This is a genomic window from Pseudomonas sp. GM78, from assembly GCF_000282475.1.
GTDB lineage: Bacteria > Pseudomonadota > Gammaproteobacteria > Pseudomonadales > Pseudomonadaceae > Aquipseudomonas.
On the sequence record NZ_AKJF01000208.1, the window covers coordinates 1 to 19,914 of the forward strand.

Here is a 19,914-nt window from a genome sequence, read left to right on the forward strand (position 1 = left end):
GTAGGGGTTTTGTCTTTGTGCCCAGGAAAATCTGTCTGTTCGGGTTTCTATGCAACGGCTCGGGGCGTGGCTATCATGCGGGCCTCATTGTGAGGCGAGACTTGCATGCTGACGTTGTTAAAGCTTCTTAAGGATGGCCGATTCCATTCGGGTCAGGCACTGGGCGCGGCCCTGGGTATCAGTCGCAGTGCTGTGTGGAAGCAGCTTCAGCATCTTGAGGCTGAGTTGGGGTTATCCATTCACAAGGTTCGCGGGCGCGGCTATCAATTGGCGGCACCGTTGACACTGCTTGATCCTGTGGAGATAGGGCGACTGTCTCCCTCTTGCAGTTGGCCGGCCCTGGTCTTCGACTCTATTGATTCCACCAATGCCGAAGCCTTGCGTGCCATCGAGCGGCACCAGGCTGCGCCTTTTCTGGTGCTTGCCGAACGGCAAACTGCCGGACGCGGGCGGCGAGGGCGCAAGTGGGTCAGTCCATTCGCGGAGAATATCTATTACAGCCTGGTTTTGCGTGTAGAAGGCGGTATGCGTCAGCTGGAAGGCTTGAGCCTTGTTGTGGGGCTCGCCGTCATGCAGGCCTTGCGCGAGCTTGGAGTTCCCGGGGTGGGCTTGAAATGGCCCAATGATGTCCTGGTAGGGCAGAAGAAGATTGCGGGAATTCTGCTTGAGCTGGTAGGGGATCCTGCAGACGTCTGTCACGTGGTGCTGGGTGTCGGAATTAATGTAAATATGCAGATGACCGATGAGGTCGACCAGCAATGGACATCCATGCGCCTGGAGTCGGGTAAGGCGTTTGATCGCAACCGCCTGGTCGCGGAGCTGGGGGAGATGCTGCAGAAGTATCTGGCTCGCCATCAGGCCGAAGGATTCTCGGCGATCCAGGCTGAGTGGGAGCAGCACCACCTGTGGCAGGGGCGTGCGGTGTCGTTGATTGCGGGTGCAAACCAAATAAATGGCGAGGTGCTGGGCATCGATGGTCAGGGTGCACTGCGCTTGAAGGTGGATGGTGTGGAGAAAGTCTTCAGTGGCGGTGAGCTGAGTCTGAGGTTGCGTCATGATTCTTGAGCTCGACTGCGGAAATAGTTTCATCAAGTGGCGTGTGCTCAAGGCGGACGCCCGTCAGGTGGTGGGGGAGGGGGTTGTCGATTCCGACCTGGCGTTACTTGAGGGTGTGAAAGGGATTGAAGGCCTTGCGCTGCGGTTCTGTCGGTTGGTGAGTGTCAGGACTGCCGAAGAAACCGATGAATTGATTGCCCGGCTGAAGGCGGTCTTCGATATTTCAGTGGTCTGTGCGGCTCCCTCCAAGGAAGTGGCCGGTGTTCGTAACGGCTATGAAGAATTCGAGCGGCTCGGCCTTGATCGCTGGCTGGCGCTGCTAGGAGGCTTTCACCTGGCTTCTGGCGCGTGCCTGGTGCTTGATTTCGGTACGGCGGTGACCGCGGACTTCGTTTCCGGGGATGGTGAGCATCTCGGTGGGTTCATATGCCCTGGGATGCCGTTGATGCGAAATCAGCTGCGCACCCATACCCGCAAGATTCGTTATGGAGATCTTGCGGCTGAGCGCGCTTTGGAGCGTCTTGTTCCGGGGCGTACGACGGTCGAGGCGGTTGAGCGCGGGTGCCTGTTGATGCTTCGGGGGTTTGTGCTGACGCAGCTGGAGATGGCGCGGGGTCATTGGGGGGAGAACTTTACGGTGTTCCTCACCGGTGGCGATGCGGCGTTGGTTTCCGAGATGGTGCCTGAGGCTCGGGTGGTTCCCGATCTGGTGTTTGTCGGCTTGGCGATGGCATGCCCTTTGTCCTGAGGTCTTTATGCGTTGGTTGTTTCTGCTGCTGCTCGTTCTCAATGTGTTTTATTACATCTGGCATCAACAGGAGGCGCCCCTGCGTGCCAAGGACGTTACGCCCTTGAGCCTGTATCGCGGCTCTCAGCAGGACATACGTCTCTTGAGCGAGGCGACGGATGCGGCCAAGGACAAAGGAAAGGTGGCGCAGGCAGAGGCTGAATGCCTTTATCTGGGTGGATTTGTTCGTCAGGAGGTCGAACAGGCGCTTGAGCGCAGGCTGACCGGCATGGGTGTGAAGTATCAGCCGCTGCCTGCAAGTCCGACTGAACCCCCGGCGTACTGGGTTCGCGTGGCCCCTGAAAGCAAGCGTTGGCTGGATGACTTGCAGCTGATAAACCTTTCTAGAGAATTCAATGAGTTAAAACATAAAATAATGCTGTGTGGGGGGGTTGCACCCACCGAATAGTTTGCATAGAATGGCGCCCGCTCCACAGCGAAGACCTAAAGCGGTCAACGAGGTGAAGCGAGGTCAACGCAGATAAGCTCAGGATTTTAATGAGAAAAATGCTTGACAGAAGGCTGGCATGATGTAGAATGCCGGCTCGCTTAGGAGGGGTTCCCGAGCGGCCAAAGGGATCAGACTGTAAATCTGACGTCTACGACTTCGAAGGTTCGAATCCTTCCCCCTCCACCAATTTTAGCGAGAGCTGCAAGCCTCGCGGGTATAGTTTAGTGGTAGAACCTCAGCCTTCCAAGCTGATGATGCGGGTTCGATTCCCGCTACCCGCTCCAAGTTTGCAGGTTTTGCACAGTGTTACGCTCTTGTAGCTCAGTTGGTAGAGCACACCCTTGGTAAGGGTGAGGTCAGCGGTTCAAATCCGCTCAAGAGCTCCATATAACAAGGCAGATATGAAAATATCTGCCTTTGTTTTAATGGTCTGGTTGTGTTTCGTTGTTCCGGGGATGGATTTTGAATCCGGTGCTGGTGAGGCGCAAAGGCCATTGAGTAAAATGTTGTAAAGTCTTTTTCGGGCCGGCATAATGGTCGGCCTGATTTTGTTTTAGGTCAGTAGCTCAATTGGCAGAGCGACGGTCTCCAAAACCGTAGGTTGGGGGTTCGATTCCCTCCTGACCTGCCAGATTCACCAGGTGTGTCTGGCTTTCTTTTCACAGGATCTTCATAGATGACTCCTAAAGCTGAAGCTCAAGGCTCGCGCTTCGATCTGCTCAAGTGGCTAGTAGTAGTCGCTTTGGTGGTTGTTGGCGTTGTTGGCAATCAGTATTACTCTGCTTCGCCGATCCTGTACCGCGTGCTTGCTTTGCTTGTGATTGCTGCTGTAGCTGCCTTTGTAGGCCTGCAGACGGTCAAGGGCAAGTCTTTCTTTGTACTGGTTAAGGAAGCGCGCACCGAGATTCGTAAAGTCGTATGGCCAACTCGCCAAGAAACCACGCAGACCACGTTGATCGTTGTGGCTGTTGTCCTGGTTATGGCGTTGCTGTTGTGGGGGCTTGATTCCCTGCTCGGCTGGCTTGTTTCCTTGATTGTCGGCTAAGGGTGTCCCGTGGCTAAGCGTTGGTACGTTGTGCATGCTTACTCCGGTTACGAGAAGCATGTCATGCGCTCGCTGATCGAGCGCGTAAAGCTGGCTGGCATGGAAGATGGCTTCGGCGAGATTCTGGTTCCCACTGAAGAAGTGGTTGAAATGCGTAATGGCCAGAAGCGCAAGAGCGAGCGTAAGTTCTTCCCTGGTTATGTGCTGGTCCAGATGGACATGAACGAGGGTACTTGGCACTTGGTCAAGGATACTCCTCGTGTGATGGGTTTCATCGGCGGTACTGCCGATAAGCCTGCACCGATTACAGATAAAGAAGCAGAAGCGATTCTGCGTCGCGTTGCTGATGGTAGCGACAAGCCGAAGCCGAAGACGTTGTTCGAGCCGGGCGAGTCGGTACGTGTCAACGACGGTCCGTTTGCCGATTTCACCGGCACGGTCGAAGAGGTCAACTACGAAAAGAGCCGGATTCAGGTCGCGGTGCTCATTTTCGGACGCTCTACCCCGGTAGAGCTGGAGTTCAGTCAGGTCGAAAAGGTCTAACTGAGCAAGCATCCCAACCCCGCAGCCTTAGGCTGTGGGGTTTTGTCGTCACTGGGATAAACGCGCAAGTAACCGGGGAGCCTTTCGAGGCGTTTGAACCCGTAATTGGAGTGCCTCATGGCCAAGAAGATTACCGCTTACATCAAGCTGCAAGTGAAGGCCGCTCAGGCTAACCCAAGCCCACCTGTTGGTCCTGCTCTGGGTCAGCACGGCGTGAACATCATGGAATTCTGCAAGGCTTTCAACGCCCGTACTCAGGGTCTTGAGCCAGGTCTGCCGACTCCAGTGATTATCACTGTCTACAGCGACCGTAGCTTCACGTTCGAAACCAAATCCACCCCTGCTTCGGTTCTGCTGAAGAAGGCGGCCGGTCTGACTAGCGGTTCCGCTCGTCCGAACACCGTTAAGGTTGGCACTGTAACCCGTGCTCAGCTGGAAGAAATCGCGAAAACCAAAAACGCGGATCTGACTGCAGCTGATATGGAAGCAGCCGTGCGTACTATCGCCGGTTCTGCTCGTAGCATGGGCCTTAACGTGGAGGGTGTGTAATGGCTAAGCTGACCAAGCGTCAAAAGGCTATCGCCGGCAAAATCGAAGCAGGCAAGGCCTACAACTTTGTAGACGCTGCTGCTCTGCTGGCTGAGCTGTCGACTGTCAAGTTCAGCGAGTCGTTCGACGTTGCTGTAAACCTGGGTGTTGACCCGCGTAAATCCGACCAGGTCGTTCGTAGCGCTACTGTGCTGCCACACGGCACTGGCAAGACCGTTCGCGTTGCTGTGTTCACCCAAGGTCCAGCTGCTGAAGCCGCTCTGGCTGCCGGCGCTGACCGTGTAGGCATGGACGACCTGGCTGCCGAAATGAAAGGCGGCGACTTGAACTACGACGTAGTGATCGCATCCCCGGATGCCATGCGCGTTGTAGGTCAACTGGGTCAGATCCTCGGTCCACGTGGCCTGATGCCTAACCCTAAAGTCGGCACCGTAACTCCAGACGTAGCCACCGCGGTTAAAAACGCCAAGGCTGGTCAGGTTCGTTATCGCACCGACAAAAACGGCATCATCCACACTTCCGTTGGCAAGATCGGCTTCGACGCCGTCAAGCTGAAGGAAAACGTTGAAGCCCTGATCGCTGACCTGAAGCGTATCAAGCCAGCTTCCTCGAAAGGCATCTACGTCAAGCGCGTTACCCTGAGCACCACTATGGGCCCAGGTCTGGTCATCGACCAAAGCTCGCTCGACGCGTAAGACACAGATTGGCGCAAGCGATTGCGCCAGTTGAAAAATTGGGGTCCCTGCCTGGCGGGGGCTATCCAAGACCGTAGGCGACGTAAGTCTTAAACCACAAGCCTACGCAGATGGTGCTCCCGGTTCCTTACCGAATCAGACACCAAAACGACATTCGGTTTCGATCGAATGAAACGGTAACAAGCAGGAGTTAAACCCGTGGCAATTAAACTCGAAGACAAGAAGGCCATCGTCGCTGAAGTCAACGAGGCTGCCAAAGTCGCTCTGTCCGCTGTCGTGGCTGATGCCCGTGGCGTAACAGTAGGCGCAATGACCGGACTCCGTAAAGAGGCTCGTGAAGCTGGCGTTTACGTACGTGTTGTACGTAACACCCTGCTCAAACGCGCCGTTGCTGACACTGAATTCAGTGTTCTCAACGACGTGTTCAGCGGCCCTACCCTGATTGCATTCTCCAAGGAACATCCAGGCGCTGCTGCCCGGATTTTCAAAGAGTTCGCAAAGGGTCAGAACAAGTTCGAGATCAAGGCAGCTGCGTTCGAGGGCAAGTTCCTCGCAGCTAACCAAATCGACGTACTGGCAACCTTGCCGACCCGTGACGAAGCAATTTCTCAGCTGATGAGCGTGATTCAAGGCGCTACCAGCAAATTGGCTCGTACTCTGGCGGCAATTCGCGACCAGAAAGAAGCTGCTGCAGCCTAAGGCTCGTCAACTTCTCGCGTTTTTTGTTTTTTTCGATGGTCGCGTAGGCCGTCCCCAATATCAGGAATTAGATTCATGTCTATCTCTCAGAACGATATCCTTGAAGCAGTTGGCAACATGTCCGTAATGGAAGTTGTTGAGCTGATCAAAGCTTTCGAAGAAAAATTCGGCGTTACCGCTGCTGCTGCATCGGCAGGTCCTGCCGTTGCTGCTGCCGTTGCTGAAGAGCAAACCGAATTCAACGTCATGCTGACCGAAGCTGGCGAGAAGAAAGTTAACGTGATCAAGGCTGTACGTGAACTGACCGGTCTGGGCCTGAAAGAAGCCAAGGCTGTAGTTGACGGCGCTCCTGCCATGGTTCTGGAAGCTGTTGCCAAAGACGCAGCTGACAAAGCCAAAGCAGTACTGGAAGAAGCAGGCGCTAAAGTCGAGCTGAAGTAAGCTTCGACTTTGCGTCTCCAGCCCGAGCGTTAAGCGACAGGCTGATGGCTGGTGGCTCTTGCCACCGGCCTTTTTCCGTTATTGGCAGCCGACTGGGTCGGTGCCGGTAACGAGCTGTAACCACCCGATGCGGTGGCGCAAACCATGGGGTTTGCACGATTTTCTGGCTGCTCCCGTCGGGAGGGGCCAAACAAGCAGGTGACCAAGCTGGGGAACGCTGATGGCTTACTCATATACTGAGAAAAAACGTATCCGCAAGGACTTTAGCAAGTTGCCGGACGTCATGGATGTGCCTTACCTCCTGGCCATCCAGCTGGATTCGTATCGTGAATTCTTGCAAGCGGGAGCGACTAAAGATCAGTTCCGCGACGTGGGCCTGCATGCGGCCTTCAAATCCGTTTTCCCGATCATCAGCTACTCCGGCAATGCTGCGCTGGAGTACGTCGGTTATCGCCTGGGCGAACCGGCATTTGATGTCAAAGAATGCGTATTGCGCGGTGTAACTTACGCCGTACCTTTGCGGGTAAAAGTGCGCCTGATCATTTTCGACAAAGAATCGTCGAACAAAGCGATCAAGGACATCAAAGAGCAAGAAGTCTACATGGGTGAAATCCCCCTGATGACTGAGAACGGTACCTTCGTAATCAACGGTACCGAGCGTGTAATCGTTTCCCAGCTGCACCGTTCCCCTGGCGTGTTCTTCGACCACGACCGTGGCAAGACGCACAGCTCCGGTAAACTGCTGTACTCCGCGCGCATCATTCCTTACCGCGGTTCGTGGCTGGACTTCGAGTTCGACCCGAAAGACTGCGTATTCGTACGTATCGACCGTCGTCGCAAGCTGCCTGCATCGGTACTGCTGCGCGCGCTCGGCTATACCACTGAAGAAGTGCTGGACGCGTTCTACACCACCAACGTATTCCACGTTAAGGGCGAGACCCTGAGCCTGGAGCTGGTGCCTCAGCGCCTGCGCGGTGAAATCGCTGTCCTCGATATCCAGGACGACAAAGGCAAGGTTATTGTCGAGCAGGGTCGTCGTATCACCGCTCGCCACATCAACCAGCTGGAAAAAGCCGGGATCAAAGAGCTGGATGTGCCTCTGGACTACGTCCTGGGCCGCACAACCGCCAAGGTCATCGTGCACCCGGCTACCGGCGAAATCCTGGCAGAGTGCAACACCGAGCTGAACACCGAGATCCTGGCGAAAATCGCCAAGGCCGGCGTTGTTCGCATCGAAACTCTGTACACCAACGATATCGACTGCGGTCCGTTCGTCTCCGACACACTGAAGATCGACTCCACCAGCAACCAACTGGAAGCGCTGGTCGAGATCTATCGCATGATGCGTCCTGGCGAGCCGCCAACCAAAGACGCTGCCGAGACCCTGTTCAACAACCTGTTCTTCAGCCCTGAGCGCTACGACCTGTCTGCGGTCGGCCGGATGAAGTTCAACCGTCGTATCGGTCGTACCGAGATCGAAGGTTCGGGCGTGCTGTGCAAGGAAGACATCGTCGCGGTACTGAAGACCCTGGTCGACATCCGTAACGGTAAAGGTATCGTCGATGACATCGACCACCTGGGTAACCGTCGTGTTCGCTGCGTAGGCGAAATGGCCGAGAACCAGTTCCGCGTTGGCCTGGTACGTGTTGAGCGTGCGGTCAAAGAGCGTCTGTCGATGGCGGAAAGCGAAGGCCTGATGCCGCAAGACCTGATCAACGCCAAGCCAGTGGCTGCGGCGGTGAAAGAGTTCTTCGGTTCCAGCCAGCTCTCCCAGTTCATGGACCAGAACAACCCGCTTTCCGAGATCACCCACAAGCGTCGTGTCTCTGCACTCGGCCCTGGCGGTCTGACTCGTGAGCGCGCCGGCTTTGAAGTTCGTGACGTACACCCGACGCACTACGGTCGTGTTTGCCCGATCGAAACGCCGGAAGGTCCGAACATCGGTCTGATCAACTCCCTGGCCGCCTATGCGCGCACCAACCAGTACGGCTTCCTCGAGAGCCCGTACCGCGTGGTGAAAGACGCTCTGGTCACCGACGAGATCGTGTTCCTGTCCGCCATCGAAGAAGCTGATCACGTGATCGCTCAGGCTTCGGCCACGATGAACGACAAGAAAGTCCTGATCGACGAGCTGGTAGCTGTTCGTCACTTGAACGAGTTCACCGTCAAGGCGCCGGAAGACGTCACCTTGATGGACGTATCGCCGAAGCAGGTAGTTTCGGTTGCAGCGTCGCTGATCCCGTTCCTCGAGCACGACGACGCCAACCGTGCGTTGATGGGTTCGAACATGCAGCGTCAAGCTGTACCCACCCTGCGCGCTGACAAGCCGCTGGTAGGTACCGGCATGGAGCGTAACGTAGCCCGTGACTCCGGCGTTTGCGTCGTGGCTCGTCGTGGCGGCGTGATCGACTCCGTCGACGCCAGCCGTATCGTGGTTCGTGTTGCCGATGACGAAGTTGAAACCGGTGAAGCCGGTGTCGACATCTACAACCTGACCAAGTACACCCGCTCCAACCAGAACACCTGCATCAACCAGCGTCCGCTGGTGCGTAAAGGTGATCGGGTTCAGCGTAGCGACATCATGGCCGACGGTCCGTCCACCGACATGGGTGAACTGGCACTGGGTCAGAACATGCGCATCGCCTTCATGGCATGGAACGGCTTCAACTTCGAAGACTCCATCTGCCTGTCGGAACGCGTTGTTCAAGAAGACCGTTTCACCACGATCCACATCCAGGAACTGACCTGTGTGGCCCGTGACACCAAGCTTGGCCCAGAGGAAATCACTGCGGACATCCCGAACGTGGGTGAAGCTGCACTGAACAAGCTGGACGAAGCCGGTATCGTTTACGTAGGTGCTGAAGTTGGCGCAGGCGACATCCTGGTCGGTAAGGTCACTCCAAAAGGCGAGACCCAACTGACTCCGGAAGAAAAACTGCTGCGTGCGATCTTCGGTGAAAAAGCCAGCGACGTTAAAGACACCTCCCTGCGTGTACCTACCGGTACCAAAGGTACTGTCATCGACGTACAGGTCTTCACCCGCGACGGCGTTGAGCGTGATGCTCGTGCACTGTCGATCGAGAAGTCCCAGCTGGACGAGATCCGCAAGGATCTGAACGAAGAGTTCCGCATCGTTGAAGGCGCTACTTTCGAACGTCTGCGTTCCGCTCTGGTCGGCCACAAAGCCGAAGGCGGCGCCGGTCTGAAGAAAGGCCAGGACATCACCGACGAAGTGCTGGACGGTCTTGAGCACGGCCAGTGGTTCAAACTGCGCATGGCTGAAGATGCTCTGAACGAGCAGCTCGAGAAGGCCCAGGCCTACATCGTTGATCGTCGCCGTCTGCTGGACGACAAGTTCGAAGACAAGAAGCGCAAACTGCAGCAGGGCGATGACCTGGCTCCAGGCGTGCTGAAAATCGTCAAGGTTTACCTGGCAATCCGTCGTCGCATCCAGCCGGGCGACAAGATGGCCGGTCGTCACGGTAACAAGGGTGTGGTCTCCGTGATCATGCCTGTTGAAGACATGCCGCACGATGCCAATGGCACCCCGGTTGATGTTGTCCTCAACCCGTTGGGCGTACCTTCGCGTATGAACGTCGGTCAGATCCTTGAAACCCACCTGGGCCTCGCGGCCAAAGGTCTGGGCGAGAAGATCAACCGCATGGTTGAAGAGCAGCGCAAAGTTGCCGAGCTGCGTAAGTTCCTGCACGAGATCTACAACGAGATCGGCGGTCGTCAGGAAAGCCTCGATGACTTCTCGGACCAGGAAATCCTGGACCTGGCTCAAAACCTGCGTGGCGGCGTTCCAATGGCCACTCCAGTGTTCGACGGCGCCAAGGAAAGCGAAATCAAGGCCATGCTGAAACTGGCTGACCTGCCAGAAAGCGGCCAGATGCAGCTGACCGACGGCCGTACCGGCAACAAGTTCGAGCGCCCGGTTACCGTTGGCTACATGTACATGCTGAAGCTGAACCACTTGGTAGACGACAAGATGCACGCGCGTTCTACCGGTTCGTACAGCCTGGTTACCCAGCAGCCGCTGGGTGGTAAGGCGCAGTTCGGTGGTCAGCGTTTCGGGGAGATGGAGGTCTGGGCACTGGAAGCATACGGTGCCGCTTACACTCTGCAAGAAATGCTCACAGTGAAGTCGGACGATGTGAACGGCCGTACCAAGATGTACAAAAACATCGTGGATGGCGATCACCGTATGGAGCCGGGCATGCCCGAGTCCTTCAACGTGTTGATCAAGGAAATTCGTTCCCTCGGCATCGATATCGATCTGGAAACCGAATAACACGTGACGCGAATCGAGAGCGGGGCAGCACTGCCCGCTCTCTGCTCCGCCAGGAGGAAAGGCCTTGAAAGACCTACTGAATTTGCTGAAAAACCAGGGTCAAGTCGAAGAGTTCGACGCCATCCGTATCGGATTGGCATCGCCTGAGATGATCCGTTCGTGGTCGTTCGGTGAAGTTAAAAAGCCGGAAACCATCAACTACCGTACGTTCAAACCTGAGCGTGACGGCCTGTTCTGCGCCAAGATCTTTGGCCCGGTAAAGGATTACGAGTGCCTGTGCGGTAAGTACAAGCGCTTGAAGCACCGTGGCGTAATCTGCGAGAAGTGCGGCGTTGAAGTCGCGCTGGCAAAAGTTCGTCGTGAGCGCATGGCGCACATCGAACTGGCCTCGCCAGTTGCCCACATCTGGTTCCTGAAATCGCTGCCGTCCCGTATCGGCTTGCTGATGGACATGACCCTGCGTGATATCGAACGCGTTCTCTACTTCGAGAGCTATGTCGTTATCGATCCAGGCATGACGACCCTTGAAAAAGGTCAGCTGCTCAACGACGAGCAGTACTTCGAAGCGCTGGAAGAGTTCGGCGACGATTTCGATGCCCGCATGGGTGCCGAGGCTGTCCGCGAACTGCTGCACGCTATCGACCTGGAGCACGAGATTGGCCGCCTGCGTGAAGAGATTCCGCAAACCAACTCCGAAACCAAGATCAAGAAGCTGTCCAAGCGTCTGAAGTTGATGGAAGCCTTCCAGGGTTCCGGCAACCTGCCAGAGTGGATGGTGCTGACCGTTCTGCCGGTTCTGCCGCCAGATCTGCGTCCACTGGTCCCGCTGGATGGCGGTCGCTTCGCGACTTCCGACCTCAACGATCTGTATCGTCGAGTGATCAACCGTAACAACCGCTTGAAGCGCCTGCTGGATCTGTCCGCTCCGGACATCATCGTGCGCAACGAAAAGCGTATGTTGCAGGAAGCTGTCGACGCACTGCTCGACAACGGCCGTCGTGGCCGCGCTATCACCGGTTCCAACAAGCGTCCTCTGAAATCCCTGGCTGACATGATCAAGGGTAAGCAGGGTCGTTTCCGTCAGAACTTGCTCGGTAAGCGTGTTGACTACTCCGGTCGTTCGGTAATTACCGTAGGTCCGACCCTGCGTCTGCACCAGTGCGGTCTGCCGAAGAAGATGGCTCTGGAACTGTTCAAGCCGTTCATTTTCGGCAAGCTGGAAATGCGTGGTCTCGCTACCACCATTAAAGCCGCCAAGAAGATGGTCGAGCGCGAGCTGCCAGAAGTTTGGGACGTTCTCGCTGAAGTGATTCGCGAACACCCGGTTCTCCTCAACCGTGCACCGACCCTTCACCGTCTGGGTATCCAGGCGTTTGAACCGGTACTGATCGAAGGTAAGGCTATCCAGCTGCACCCTCTGGTCTGCGCCGCGTACAACGCCGACTTCGACGGCGACCAAATGGCCGTGCACGTACCGCTGACGCTGGAAGCCCAGCTCGAAGCGCGTGCGTTGATGATGTCGACCAACAACATTCTGTCGCCAGCCAACGGTGAGCCAATCATCGTTCCGTCGCAGGACGTTGTATTGGGTCTGTACTACATGACGCGTGAAGCGATCAACGCCAAGGGCGAAGGTCGTGTGTTCGCGGATCTGCAGGAAGTTGACCGTGTGTTCCGTGCTGGCGAAGCCGCACTGCACGCCAAGGTCAAAGTTCGGATCAACGAAACCGTCAACGACCGTGATGGCGGCAGCGTGACCAACACCCGTATCGTCGACACCACTGTCGGCCGTGCGCTGTTGTTCCAGGTTGTGCCAAAAGGTCTGTCGTACGACGTCGTCAACCTGCCGATGAAGAAAAAGGCGATCTCCAAGCTGATCAACCAGTGCTACCGCGTGGTTGGTCTGAAAGAGACCGTGATCTTCGCTGACCAGTTGATGTACACCGGTTTTGCCTATTCGACCATTTCCGGCGTTTCCATCGGTGTTAACGACTTCGTTATCCCGGATGAAAAAGCCCGCATCATCGGTGCTGCCACCGACGAAGTGAAAGAGATCGAAAGTCAGTACGCCTCCGGCCTGGTAACCCAGGGCGAGAAGTACAACAAAGTGATCGACCTTTGGTCCAAGGCGAACGACGAAGTTTCCAAGGCGATGATGGCCAACCTCTCGAAAGAGAAAGTCATCGACCGTCATGGTGTCGAAGTCGACCAAGAGTCCTTCAACTCGATGTACATGATGGCTGACTCGGGTGCGCGGGGTTCCGCAGCACAGATCCGTCAGTTGGCCGGTATGCGTGGCCTGATGGCCAAGCCGGACGGCTCCATCATCGAAACGCCGATTACTGCGAACTTCCGTGAAGGTTTGAGCGTACTCCAGTACTTCATCTCCACTCACGGTGCTCGTAAAGGTCTGGCGGATACCGCGTTGAAAACGGCGAACTCGGGTTACCTGACCCGTCGTCTGGTAGACGTGGCGCAAGACCTGGTTGTAACCGAGATCGATTGCGGCACCGAACACGGCCTGCTGATGACTCCGCACATTGAAGGCGGTGACGTTGTAGAGCCTTTGGGTGAGCGCGTATTGGGTCGTGTTATCGCCCGTGACGTATTCAAGCCAGGTACCGAGGACGTCATCGTTCCTGCCGGCACCCTGGTCGACGAGAAGTGGGTCGAGTTCATCGAACTCAACAGCATCGACGAAGTGATCGTACGTTCGCCGATCAGCTGCGAAACCCGTTTCGGTATCTGCGCCAAGTGCTACGGTCGCGACCTGGCTCGTGGTCACCAGGTGAACATCGGTGAAGCGGTCGGCGTTATCGCTGCCCAGTCCATCGGTGAGCCGGGTACCCAGCTGACGATGCGTACGTTCCACATCGGTGGTGCGGCAAGCCGGACCTCCGCAGCCGACAGCGTTCAGGTGAAGAATGGCGGTACCGTCCGTCTGCACAACCTGAAACACGTTGAGCGAGTGGATGGCCACCTGGTTGCTGTGTCCCGTTCCGGTGAGCTGGCCATCGCTGATGACTTCGGTCGTGAGCGTGAGCGTTACAAGCTGCCGTACGGTGCCGTGATTTCGGTTAAAGAAGGTGACAAGGTCGACGCTGGCGCCATCGTGGCCAAGTGGGATCCGCACACTCACCCGATCGTTACCGAAATGAAAGGTACCGTGACCTACGTGGGCATGGAAGAAGGCATCACGATCAAGCGTCAGACTGACGAATTGACCGGTATGACCAACATTGAAGTACTCGACGCCAAAGACCGTCCAGCTGCCGGTAAAGATATCCGTCCTGCTGTGAAGATGGTTGATGACAACGGCAAGGATCTGTTGCTGCCAGGCACTGACGTTATCGCTCAGTACTTCCTGCCAGCCAACGCCCTGGTCGGTGTGGCGGACGGCGCGAAGATCGCGATCGGTGATGTTATCGCTCGTATCCCGCAAGAAACTTCGAAGACCCGTGACATCACCGGTGGTCTGCCGCGTGTTGCCGACTTGTTCGAAGCCCGTCGTCCGAAAGAAGCCTCGATTCTGGCTGAAGTCAGCGGCACCATCGCGTTCGGTAAAGAGACCAAGGGCAAGCGCCGTCTGGTTATTACCCCGAACGACGGTAGCGATCCGTACGAAGAGCTGATTCCGAAGTGGCGTCACCTGAACGTGTTCGAAGGCGAGCAGGTAAACCGCGGCGAAGTTATCTCCGACGGTCCAAGCGATCCACACGACATCCTGCGTCTGCTGGGTGTGAGTGCGCTGGCCAAGTACATCGTCAACGAGATCCAGGACGTTTACCGTCTGCAAGGCGTGAAGATTAACGACAAGCACATCGAGACCATCCTGCGTCAGATGCTGCGTAAAGTTGAGATCGCTGAATCCGGCGATTCCAGTTTCATCAAGGGCGACCAGATGGAATTGACTCACGTTCTGGTAGAGAACGAGCGTTTGAGCGGCGAAGACAAGTTCGTCTCCAAGTTCACTCGCGTTCTGCTGGGTATCACCAAGGCGTCGTTGTCCACCGAATCGTTCATCTCGGCGGCTTCCTTCCAGGAAACCACCCGTGTACTGACCGAGGCGGCGGTTACCGGCAAGCGCGACTACCTGCGCGGCCTGAAAGAAAACGTGGTCGTGGGTCGTCTGATCCCGGCTGGTACCGGTCTGGCTTATCACAGCGAGCGTAAGCGCCGCCGTGATGCAGACAAGCCGTTGCGCGTAAGCGCCAGTGAAGTGGAAGCTGCACTGACCGAAGCGTTGAACTCGAGCGGTAACTGAGTTCTGCGGTAAATGAGCAGGGGCCCTGGTCACTCCGTTCATCGAATCGAGACAATTTGTCGAGGTTTGACGGGCGGGGAGGTCGGGGCCTTGCCTTGACTGGGGACAAGATCCTCTTTAGACTCTTGTACCCCTAAATTTGGCGGGAATTCGTTCCTGCCATTTTGCTTTTCTTGCAAGACAATAGCGTCGCAAGACAACAGTGGAGCTAGTAGATGGCAACTATCAACCAGCTGGTACGTCAGCCGCGTAAGCGTATCGTCGAGAAATCCGACGTGCCTGCGCTGCAGAACTGCCCGCAACGCCGTGGCGTGTGCACCCGTGTGTACACCACCACGCCGAAAAAACCTAACTCGGCACTGCGTAAAGTATGCCGTGTGCGCCTGACCAACGGTTTCGAGGTTTCCTCGTACATCGGCGGTGAAGGCCACAACCTGCAAGAGCACAGCGTGGTACTGATCCGCGGCGGTCGTGTAAAAGACTTGCCAGGTGTTCGTTACCACACCGTTCGCGGTTCGTTGGATACTTCCGGCGTTAAAGGTCGTAACCAGGGTCGTTCGAAGTACGGTACCAAGCGTCCGAAGTAATGGTCGCTTGCTGCAAAAAACTGATTTCTATTTTTCTGAGTCGATAAGAGTAAGGTCGGAGGCGTCCCGTAGTAATGGGCACCGATTCCGAGCGAACCTGAAGACCGTTTGAGGGCTTATCCATGCCAAGAAGACGCGTAGCAGCCAAGCGCGAAGTGCTTGACGATCCAAAATACGGAAGCCAAATCCTGGCCAAGTTCATGAACCACGTGATGGAAAGCGGCAAGAAAGCCGTTGCCGAGCGTATCGTTTATGGCGCGCTGGAAAAGGTTAAAGAACGCAAGAACAGCGACCCCCTGGAAATCTTCGAGAAAGCTCTCGACGCCATCGCTCCGCTGGTCGAAGTAAAGTCGCGCCGTGTAGGCGGTGCTACTTACCAGGTTCCGGTTGAAGTTCGTCCGTCCCGTCGTAACGCTCTGGCAATGCGCTGGTTGGTAGACTTCGCCCGTAAGCGCGGCGAGAAGTCTATGGCTCTGCGTTTGGCTGGCGAACTGTTGGACGCTGCCGAAGGTAAAGGTGCTGCAGTTAAGAAGCGTGAAGACGTGCACCGTATGGCTGAAGCTAACAAAGCTTTCTCGCACTACCGCTTCTAATTTTAGCGTCACTAATTTTGCGAGGGCTTTATGGCTCGTACAACACCGATTAATCGCTACCGTAACATTGGTATCGTTGCTCACGTGGATGCTGGTAAAACCACCACCACCGAGCGCGTCCTTTTTTACACTGGCAAAAGTCACAAAATGGGCGAGGTGCATGACGGCGCCGCGACCACAGACTGGATGGTTCAGGAGCAGGAGCGTGGTATTACCATTACTTCTGCTGCTATTACCGCCTTCTGGCAGGGTTCTGCGAAGCAGCACAAAGACCAATACCGCTTCAACGTCATTGACACCCCGGGCCACGTAGACTTCACCATTGAAGTTGAACGTTCCCTGCGTGTACTCGACGGCGCGGTCGTTGTGTTCTGCGGCACTTCCGGCGTTGAGCCTCAGTCCGAAACCGTATGGCGTCAAGCCAACAAATACGGTGTTCCACGTATCGTTTACGTGAACAAGATGGACCGTGCCGGCGCGAACTTCCTGCGCGTGATCGCTCAGATCAAGCAGCGTCTGGGTCACACCCCGGTGCCAATCCAGTTGGCTATCGGTTCCGAAGACAACTTCCAGGGTCAGATCGATCTGATGACCATGGAAGCGGTTTACTGGAACGATGCTGACAAGGGCATGACTCCACGTCGCGAAGCCATCCCTGCTGAACTGCAGGAATTGGCTGAAGAGTGGCGCAGCAACATGGTTGAGGCTGCGGCCGAAGCCAGCGAAGAGCTGATGAACAAGTACCTCGAAGGTGAAGAACTCACCATCGAGGAAATCAAGGCCGCTCTGCGCCAGCGTACTATCGCTGGTGAAATCGTCCTGGCTGTTTGCGGTTCTTCCTTCAAGAACAAGGGTGTTCCACTGGTTCTCGACGCCGTTATCGACTACCTGCCGGCTCCAACCGACATTCCTGCCATCAAGGGTACTGACCCGGATGACGAGGAAAAGCAAATGGAGCGTCATGCAGACGACAACGAGCCGTTCTCGGCTCTGGCGTTCAAGATCGCTACCGACCCATTCGTGGGTACCTTGACCTTCGTCCGCGTTTACTCGGGCGTGTTGGCCTCCGGCGACGGCGTGATCAACTCGGTTAAAGGCAAGAAAGAGCGCGTGGGTCGTATGGTGCAAATGCACGCAAACGCCCGTGAAGAGATCAAGGAAGTACGCGCTGGCGACATCGCGGCCCTGATCGGCATGAAGGACGTCACCACTGGTGAAACCTTGTGCAACGCTGACAAGCCAATCATCCTGGTTCGTATGGACTTCCCGGAGCCGGTTATTTCGGTTGCCGTAGAGCCTAAGACCAAGGATGACCAGGAAAAAATGGGTATCGCTCTGGGCAAACTTGCTCAGGAAGACCCGTCTTTCCGCGTCAAAACTGATGAAGAGACTGGTCAAACGATCATCTCCGGCATGGGCGAGCTGCACCTGGACATCCTGGTTGACCGGATGCGCCGTGAGTTCAACGTCGAAGCCAACATCGGTAAGCCTCAAGTTTCGTACCGTGAGCGCATCACGAAGAGCTGCGAAATCGAAGGCAAGTTCGTTCGTCAGTCCGGCGGTCGTGGCCAGTTCGGTCATTGCTGGATCCGTTTTGCACCTGCTGACGAAGGTCAGGAAGGTCTGCAATTCCTGAACGAAGTAGTGGGTGGTGTGGTTCCTAAGGAATACATCCCGGCTATCCAGAAGGGTATCGAAGAGCAGATGAAGAACGGTGTTGTTGCCGGCTATCCGCTGATCGGCCTGAAGGCTACCGTGTTTGATGGTTCTTACCACGACGTCGACTCGAACGAGATGGCGTTTAAGGTGGCTGCTTCCATGGCGACCAAGCAACTGGCCCAGAAGGGCGGTGGTGAGTTGCTCGAGCCGATCATGGCGGTAGAGGTTGTTACGCCTGAAGACTATATGGGTGACGTGATGGGCGACCTGAACCGTCGTCGCGGCATGATTCTGGGTATGGAAGACACGGTTTCCGGTAAGGTTATCCGTGCTGAAGTTCCGTTGGGCGAGATGTTCGGTTATGCGACCGACGTTCGTTCGATGTCCCAGGGTCGCGCAAGCTACTCTATGGAATTCAAAAAATACAATACGGCTCCGTCGCACATCGTCGAAACCGTTACCAAAAAACAAGGCTGATTCAGTCCTTTAGGCAAGGAGTTAATTGTCGTGGCTAAAGAAAAATTTGATCGTTCCCTACCGCACGTCAACGTTGGCACTATCGGTCACGTTGACCACGGTAAAACCACTCTGACCGCTGCTCTGACTCGCGTCTGCTCCGAAGTTTTCGGTTCGGCCGTAGTTGAATTCGACAAGATCGACAGCGCTCCAGAAGAAAAAGCTCGTGGTATCACCATCAATACCGCGCACGTCGAGTACAACTCGAACATTCGTCACTACGCTCACGTTGACTGCCCAGGTCACGCTGACTACGTGAAGAACATGATCACCGGTGCTGCCCAGATGGACGGCGCGATCCTGGTTTGCTCGGCCGCTGATGGTCCGATGCCACAAACCCGTGAGCACATCCTGCTGTCCCGTCAGGTAGGCGTTCCGTACATCGTGGTTTTCCTGAACAAGGCTGACCTGGTAGACGACGCTGAGCTGCTGGAACTGGTTGAGATGGAAGTTCGCGACCTGCTGTCCACCTACGACTTCCCAGGCGACGACACTCCGATCATCATCGGTTCGGCTCGTATGGCGCTGGAAGGCAAAGACGACAACGAAATGGGCACCACTGCCGTTCGTAAGCTGGTTGAGACTCTGGACACCTACATCCCAGAGCCAGAGCGTGCTATCGACAAGCCATTCCTGATGCCAATCGAAGACGTATTCTCGATCTCGGGTCGTGGTACTGTTGTGACTGGTCGTATCGAGCGCGGTATCGTTCGCGTTCAAGATGCACTGGAAATCGTTGGTCTGCGTGACACCACCACCACCACCTGCACCGGTGTTGAGATGTTCCGCAAGCTGCTCGACGAAGGTCGTGCTGGCGAGAACTGCGGCGTTCTGCTGCGTGGCACCAAGCGTGACGACGTTGAGCGTGGTCAGGTTCTGGTTAAGCCAGGTTCGGTTAAGCCGCACACCAAGTTCACCGCAGAAGTTTACGTTCTGAGCAAGGAAGAAGGCGGTCGTCACACTCCGTTCTTCAAAGGCTACCGTCCACAGTTCTACTTCCGTACTACTGACGTGACCGGTAACTGCGAGCTGCCAGAAGGCGTTGAAATGGTAATGCCAGGTGACAACATTCAGATGACTGTTACCCTGATCAAAACCATCGCAATGGAAGACGGTCTGCGCTTCGCTATCCGTGAAGGCGGCCGTACCGTTGGTGCTGGCGTTGTAGCTAAAATCATCGAGTAAGCATCTCTTTTGAGATAGCTTCGATGCTTTGAAAAGGCCCCCGCTCAGCGGGGGCTTTTTTTATTGGGTTGACACCTATATGGGGCGTCTATAGAATTGCGCCTCCTTTTAACGGGCGTATTGCGCTCGGTGGGAATAGCAGCCGGAGTCTGAAATCCAATGCAAAATCAGCAAATCCGTATCAGGTTGAAGGCTTTTGACCATCGCCTGATCGACCAATCCACCCAGGAAATCGTGGAAACCGCGAAACGTACTGGTGCTCAAGTGCGTGGTCCAATTCCACTGCCTACCCGTAAAGAGCGGTTCACCGTTCTGGTCTCCCCGCACGTCAACAAAGACGCGCGTGACCAGTACGAGATCCGTACTCATAAGCGCGTTCTGGACATCGTCCAGCCAACGGATAAAACCGTTGATGCACTTATGAAGCTTGATCTTGCGGCCGGTGTGGAAGTGCAGATCAGCCTCGGCTAAGACTCGGTCTTAGTCGTGTAACGCTCTGAAATGGGCGGCCATAGCGGGTGAAAGCCCCGTACACTCATGAGGTTTACAA

Annotated in this window: 16 protein-coding genes and 4 tRNA genes; all 20 read left to right on the forward strand. The window is 55.9% G+C overall.

All coding sequences use genetic code 11. The annotated features are described in order from the left end of the window. Positions 1-105: 105 nt before the first annotated feature. The 20 genes from birA (at position 106) to rpsJ (ending at position 19,835) form a co-directional block, all read left to right on the forward strand. Positions 106-1,065: a bifunctional biotin--[acetyl-CoA-carboxylase] ligase/biotin operon repressor BirA gene (gene birA, locus PMI35_RS02730; RefSeq protein ID WP_008065695.1), complete on the forward strand. Its 960-nt coding sequence runs from the start codon at positions 106-108 to the stop codon at positions 1,063-1,065. Continuing rightward, a complete protein-coding gene (locus PMI35_RS02725; protein WP_008065697.1) occupies positions 1,055-1,804 on the forward strand; it encodes a pantothenate kinase in 750 nt (249 codons plus the stop codon). Before birA ends, PMI35_RS02725 begins: the two co-directional genes overlap by 11 nt. A 7-nt stretch (positions 1,805-1,811) precedes the next feature. Continuing rightward, positions 1,812-2,252, forward strand: a complete 441-nt coding sequence (locus tag PMI35_RS02720; protein ID WP_008065699.1) for a hypothetical protein — start codon at positions 1,812-1,814, stop codon at positions 2,250-2,252. 143 nt (positions 2,253-2,395) lie between these two features. Then, a tRNA-Tyr gene (locus PMI35_RS02715) sits at positions 2,396-2,480 on the forward strand. Positions 2,481-2,504: 24 nt separating this feature from the next. Continuing rightward, positions 2,505-2,578 (forward strand) — tRNA-Gly (locus tag PMI35_RS02710). 26 nt (positions 2,579-2,604) lie between these two features. Further along, a tRNA-Thr gene (locus tag PMI35_RS02705) sits at positions 2,605-2,680 on the forward strand. A 169-nt stretch (positions 2,681-2,849) separates the two neighbouring features. Further along, positions 2,850-2,925, forward strand: a tRNA-Trp gene (locus tag PMI35_RS02700). Between the two features lie 45 nt (positions 2,926-2,970). Next, positions 2,971-3,339, forward strand: a complete 369-nt coding sequence (gene secE, locus PMI35_RS02695) for a preprotein translocase subunit SecE (protein ID WP_007896620.1) — start codon at positions 2,971-2,973, stop codon at positions 3,337-3,339. 9 nt (positions 3,340-3,348) lie between these two features. Further along, positions 3,349-3,882 carry a transcription termination/antitermination protein NusG gene (gene nusG / locus PMI35_RS02690; RefSeq protein WP_007933727.1) on the forward strand — a complete coding sequence of 178 codons (534 nt, stop codon included), beginning with the start codon at positions 3,349-3,351 and terminating at the stop codon, positions 3,880-3,882. Positions 3,883-3,999: 117 nt separating this feature from the next. Next, on the forward strand, positions 4,000-4,431 hold the full coding sequence (rplK, locus tag PMI35_RS02685) for a 50S ribosomal protein L11 (RefSeq protein WP_007933726.1): 432 nt from the start codon (positions 4,000-4,002) through the stop codon (positions 4,429-4,431). After that, the gene (gene rplA, locus PMI35_RS02680) at positions 4,431-5,126 is read left to right on the forward strand and encodes a 50S ribosomal protein L1 (RefSeq protein WP_003186095.1); all 696 of its coding nucleotides are present in this window, start codon (positions 4,431-4,433) and stop codon (positions 5,124-5,126) included. Before rplK ends, rplA begins: the two co-directional genes overlap by 1 nt. Positions 5,127-5,324: 198 nt before the next feature. Then, positions 5,325-5,825 carry a 50S ribosomal protein L10 gene (gene rplJ, locus PMI35_RS02675; protein WP_008065701.1) on the forward strand — a complete coding sequence of 167 codons (501 nt, stop codon included), beginning with the start codon at positions 5,325-5,327 and terminating at the stop codon, positions 5,823-5,825. A 75-nt stretch (positions 5,826-5,900) separates the two neighbouring features. After that, complete coding sequence (rplL, locus tag PMI35_RS02670) at positions 5,901-6,266, forward strand: 50S ribosomal protein L7/L12 (RefSeq protein ID WP_003206098.1); 366 nt, start codon at positions 5,901-5,903, stop codon at positions 6,264-6,266. A 220-nt stretch (positions 6,267-6,486) separates the two neighbouring features. After that, positions 6,487-10,560, forward strand: coding sequence for a DNA-directed RNA polymerase subunit beta (rpoB, locus tag PMI35_RS02665; RefSeq protein WP_008018199.1), 4,074 nt, complete (start codon positions 6,487-6,489; stop codon positions 10,558-10,560). Positions 10,561-10,624: 64 nt separating this feature from the next. After that, positions 10,625-14,824 (forward strand): DNA-directed RNA polymerase subunit beta', encoded by a 4,200-nt coding sequence (rpoC, locus tag PMI35_RS02660; RefSeq protein ID WP_008065703.1) that lies wholly within the window; start codon positions 10,625-10,627, stop codon positions 14,822-14,824. Between the two features lie 215 nt (positions 14,825-15,039). Next, entirely contained in the window at positions 15,040-15,411 is a 372-nt protein-coding gene (rpsL, locus tag PMI35_RS02655) for a 30S ribosomal protein S12 (RefSeq protein ID WP_003186084.1), read from the forward strand. A 122-nt stretch (positions 15,412-15,533) separates the two neighbouring features. After that, the gene (gene rpsG / locus PMI35_RS02650) at positions 15,534-16,004 is read left to right on the forward strand and encodes a 30S ribosomal protein S7 (protein ID WP_002555493.1); all 471 of its coding nucleotides are present in this window, start codon (positions 15,534-15,536) and stop codon (positions 16,002-16,004) included. A 30-nt stretch (positions 16,005-16,034) separates the two neighbouring features. After that, a complete protein-coding gene (gene fusA, locus PMI35_RS02645; protein ID WP_008065706.1) occupies positions 16,035-18,140 on the forward strand; it encodes an elongation factor G in 2,106 nt (701 codons plus the stop codon). Between the two features lie 30 nt (positions 18,141-18,170). After that, positions 18,171-19,364 carry an elongation factor Tu gene (tuf, locus tag PMI35_RS02640; RefSeq protein WP_008065716.1) on the forward strand — a complete coding sequence of 398 codons (1,194 nt, stop codon included), beginning with the start codon at positions 18,171-18,173 and terminating at the stop codon, positions 19,362-19,364. 159 nt (positions 19,365-19,523) lie between these two features. Beyond that, complete coding sequence (gene rpsJ / locus PMI35_RS02635) at positions 19,524-19,835, forward strand: 30S ribosomal protein S10 (RefSeq protein ID WP_003186070.1); 312 nt, start codon at positions 19,524-19,526, stop codon at positions 19,833-19,835. Positions 19,836-19,914: the final 79 nt, after the last annotated feature.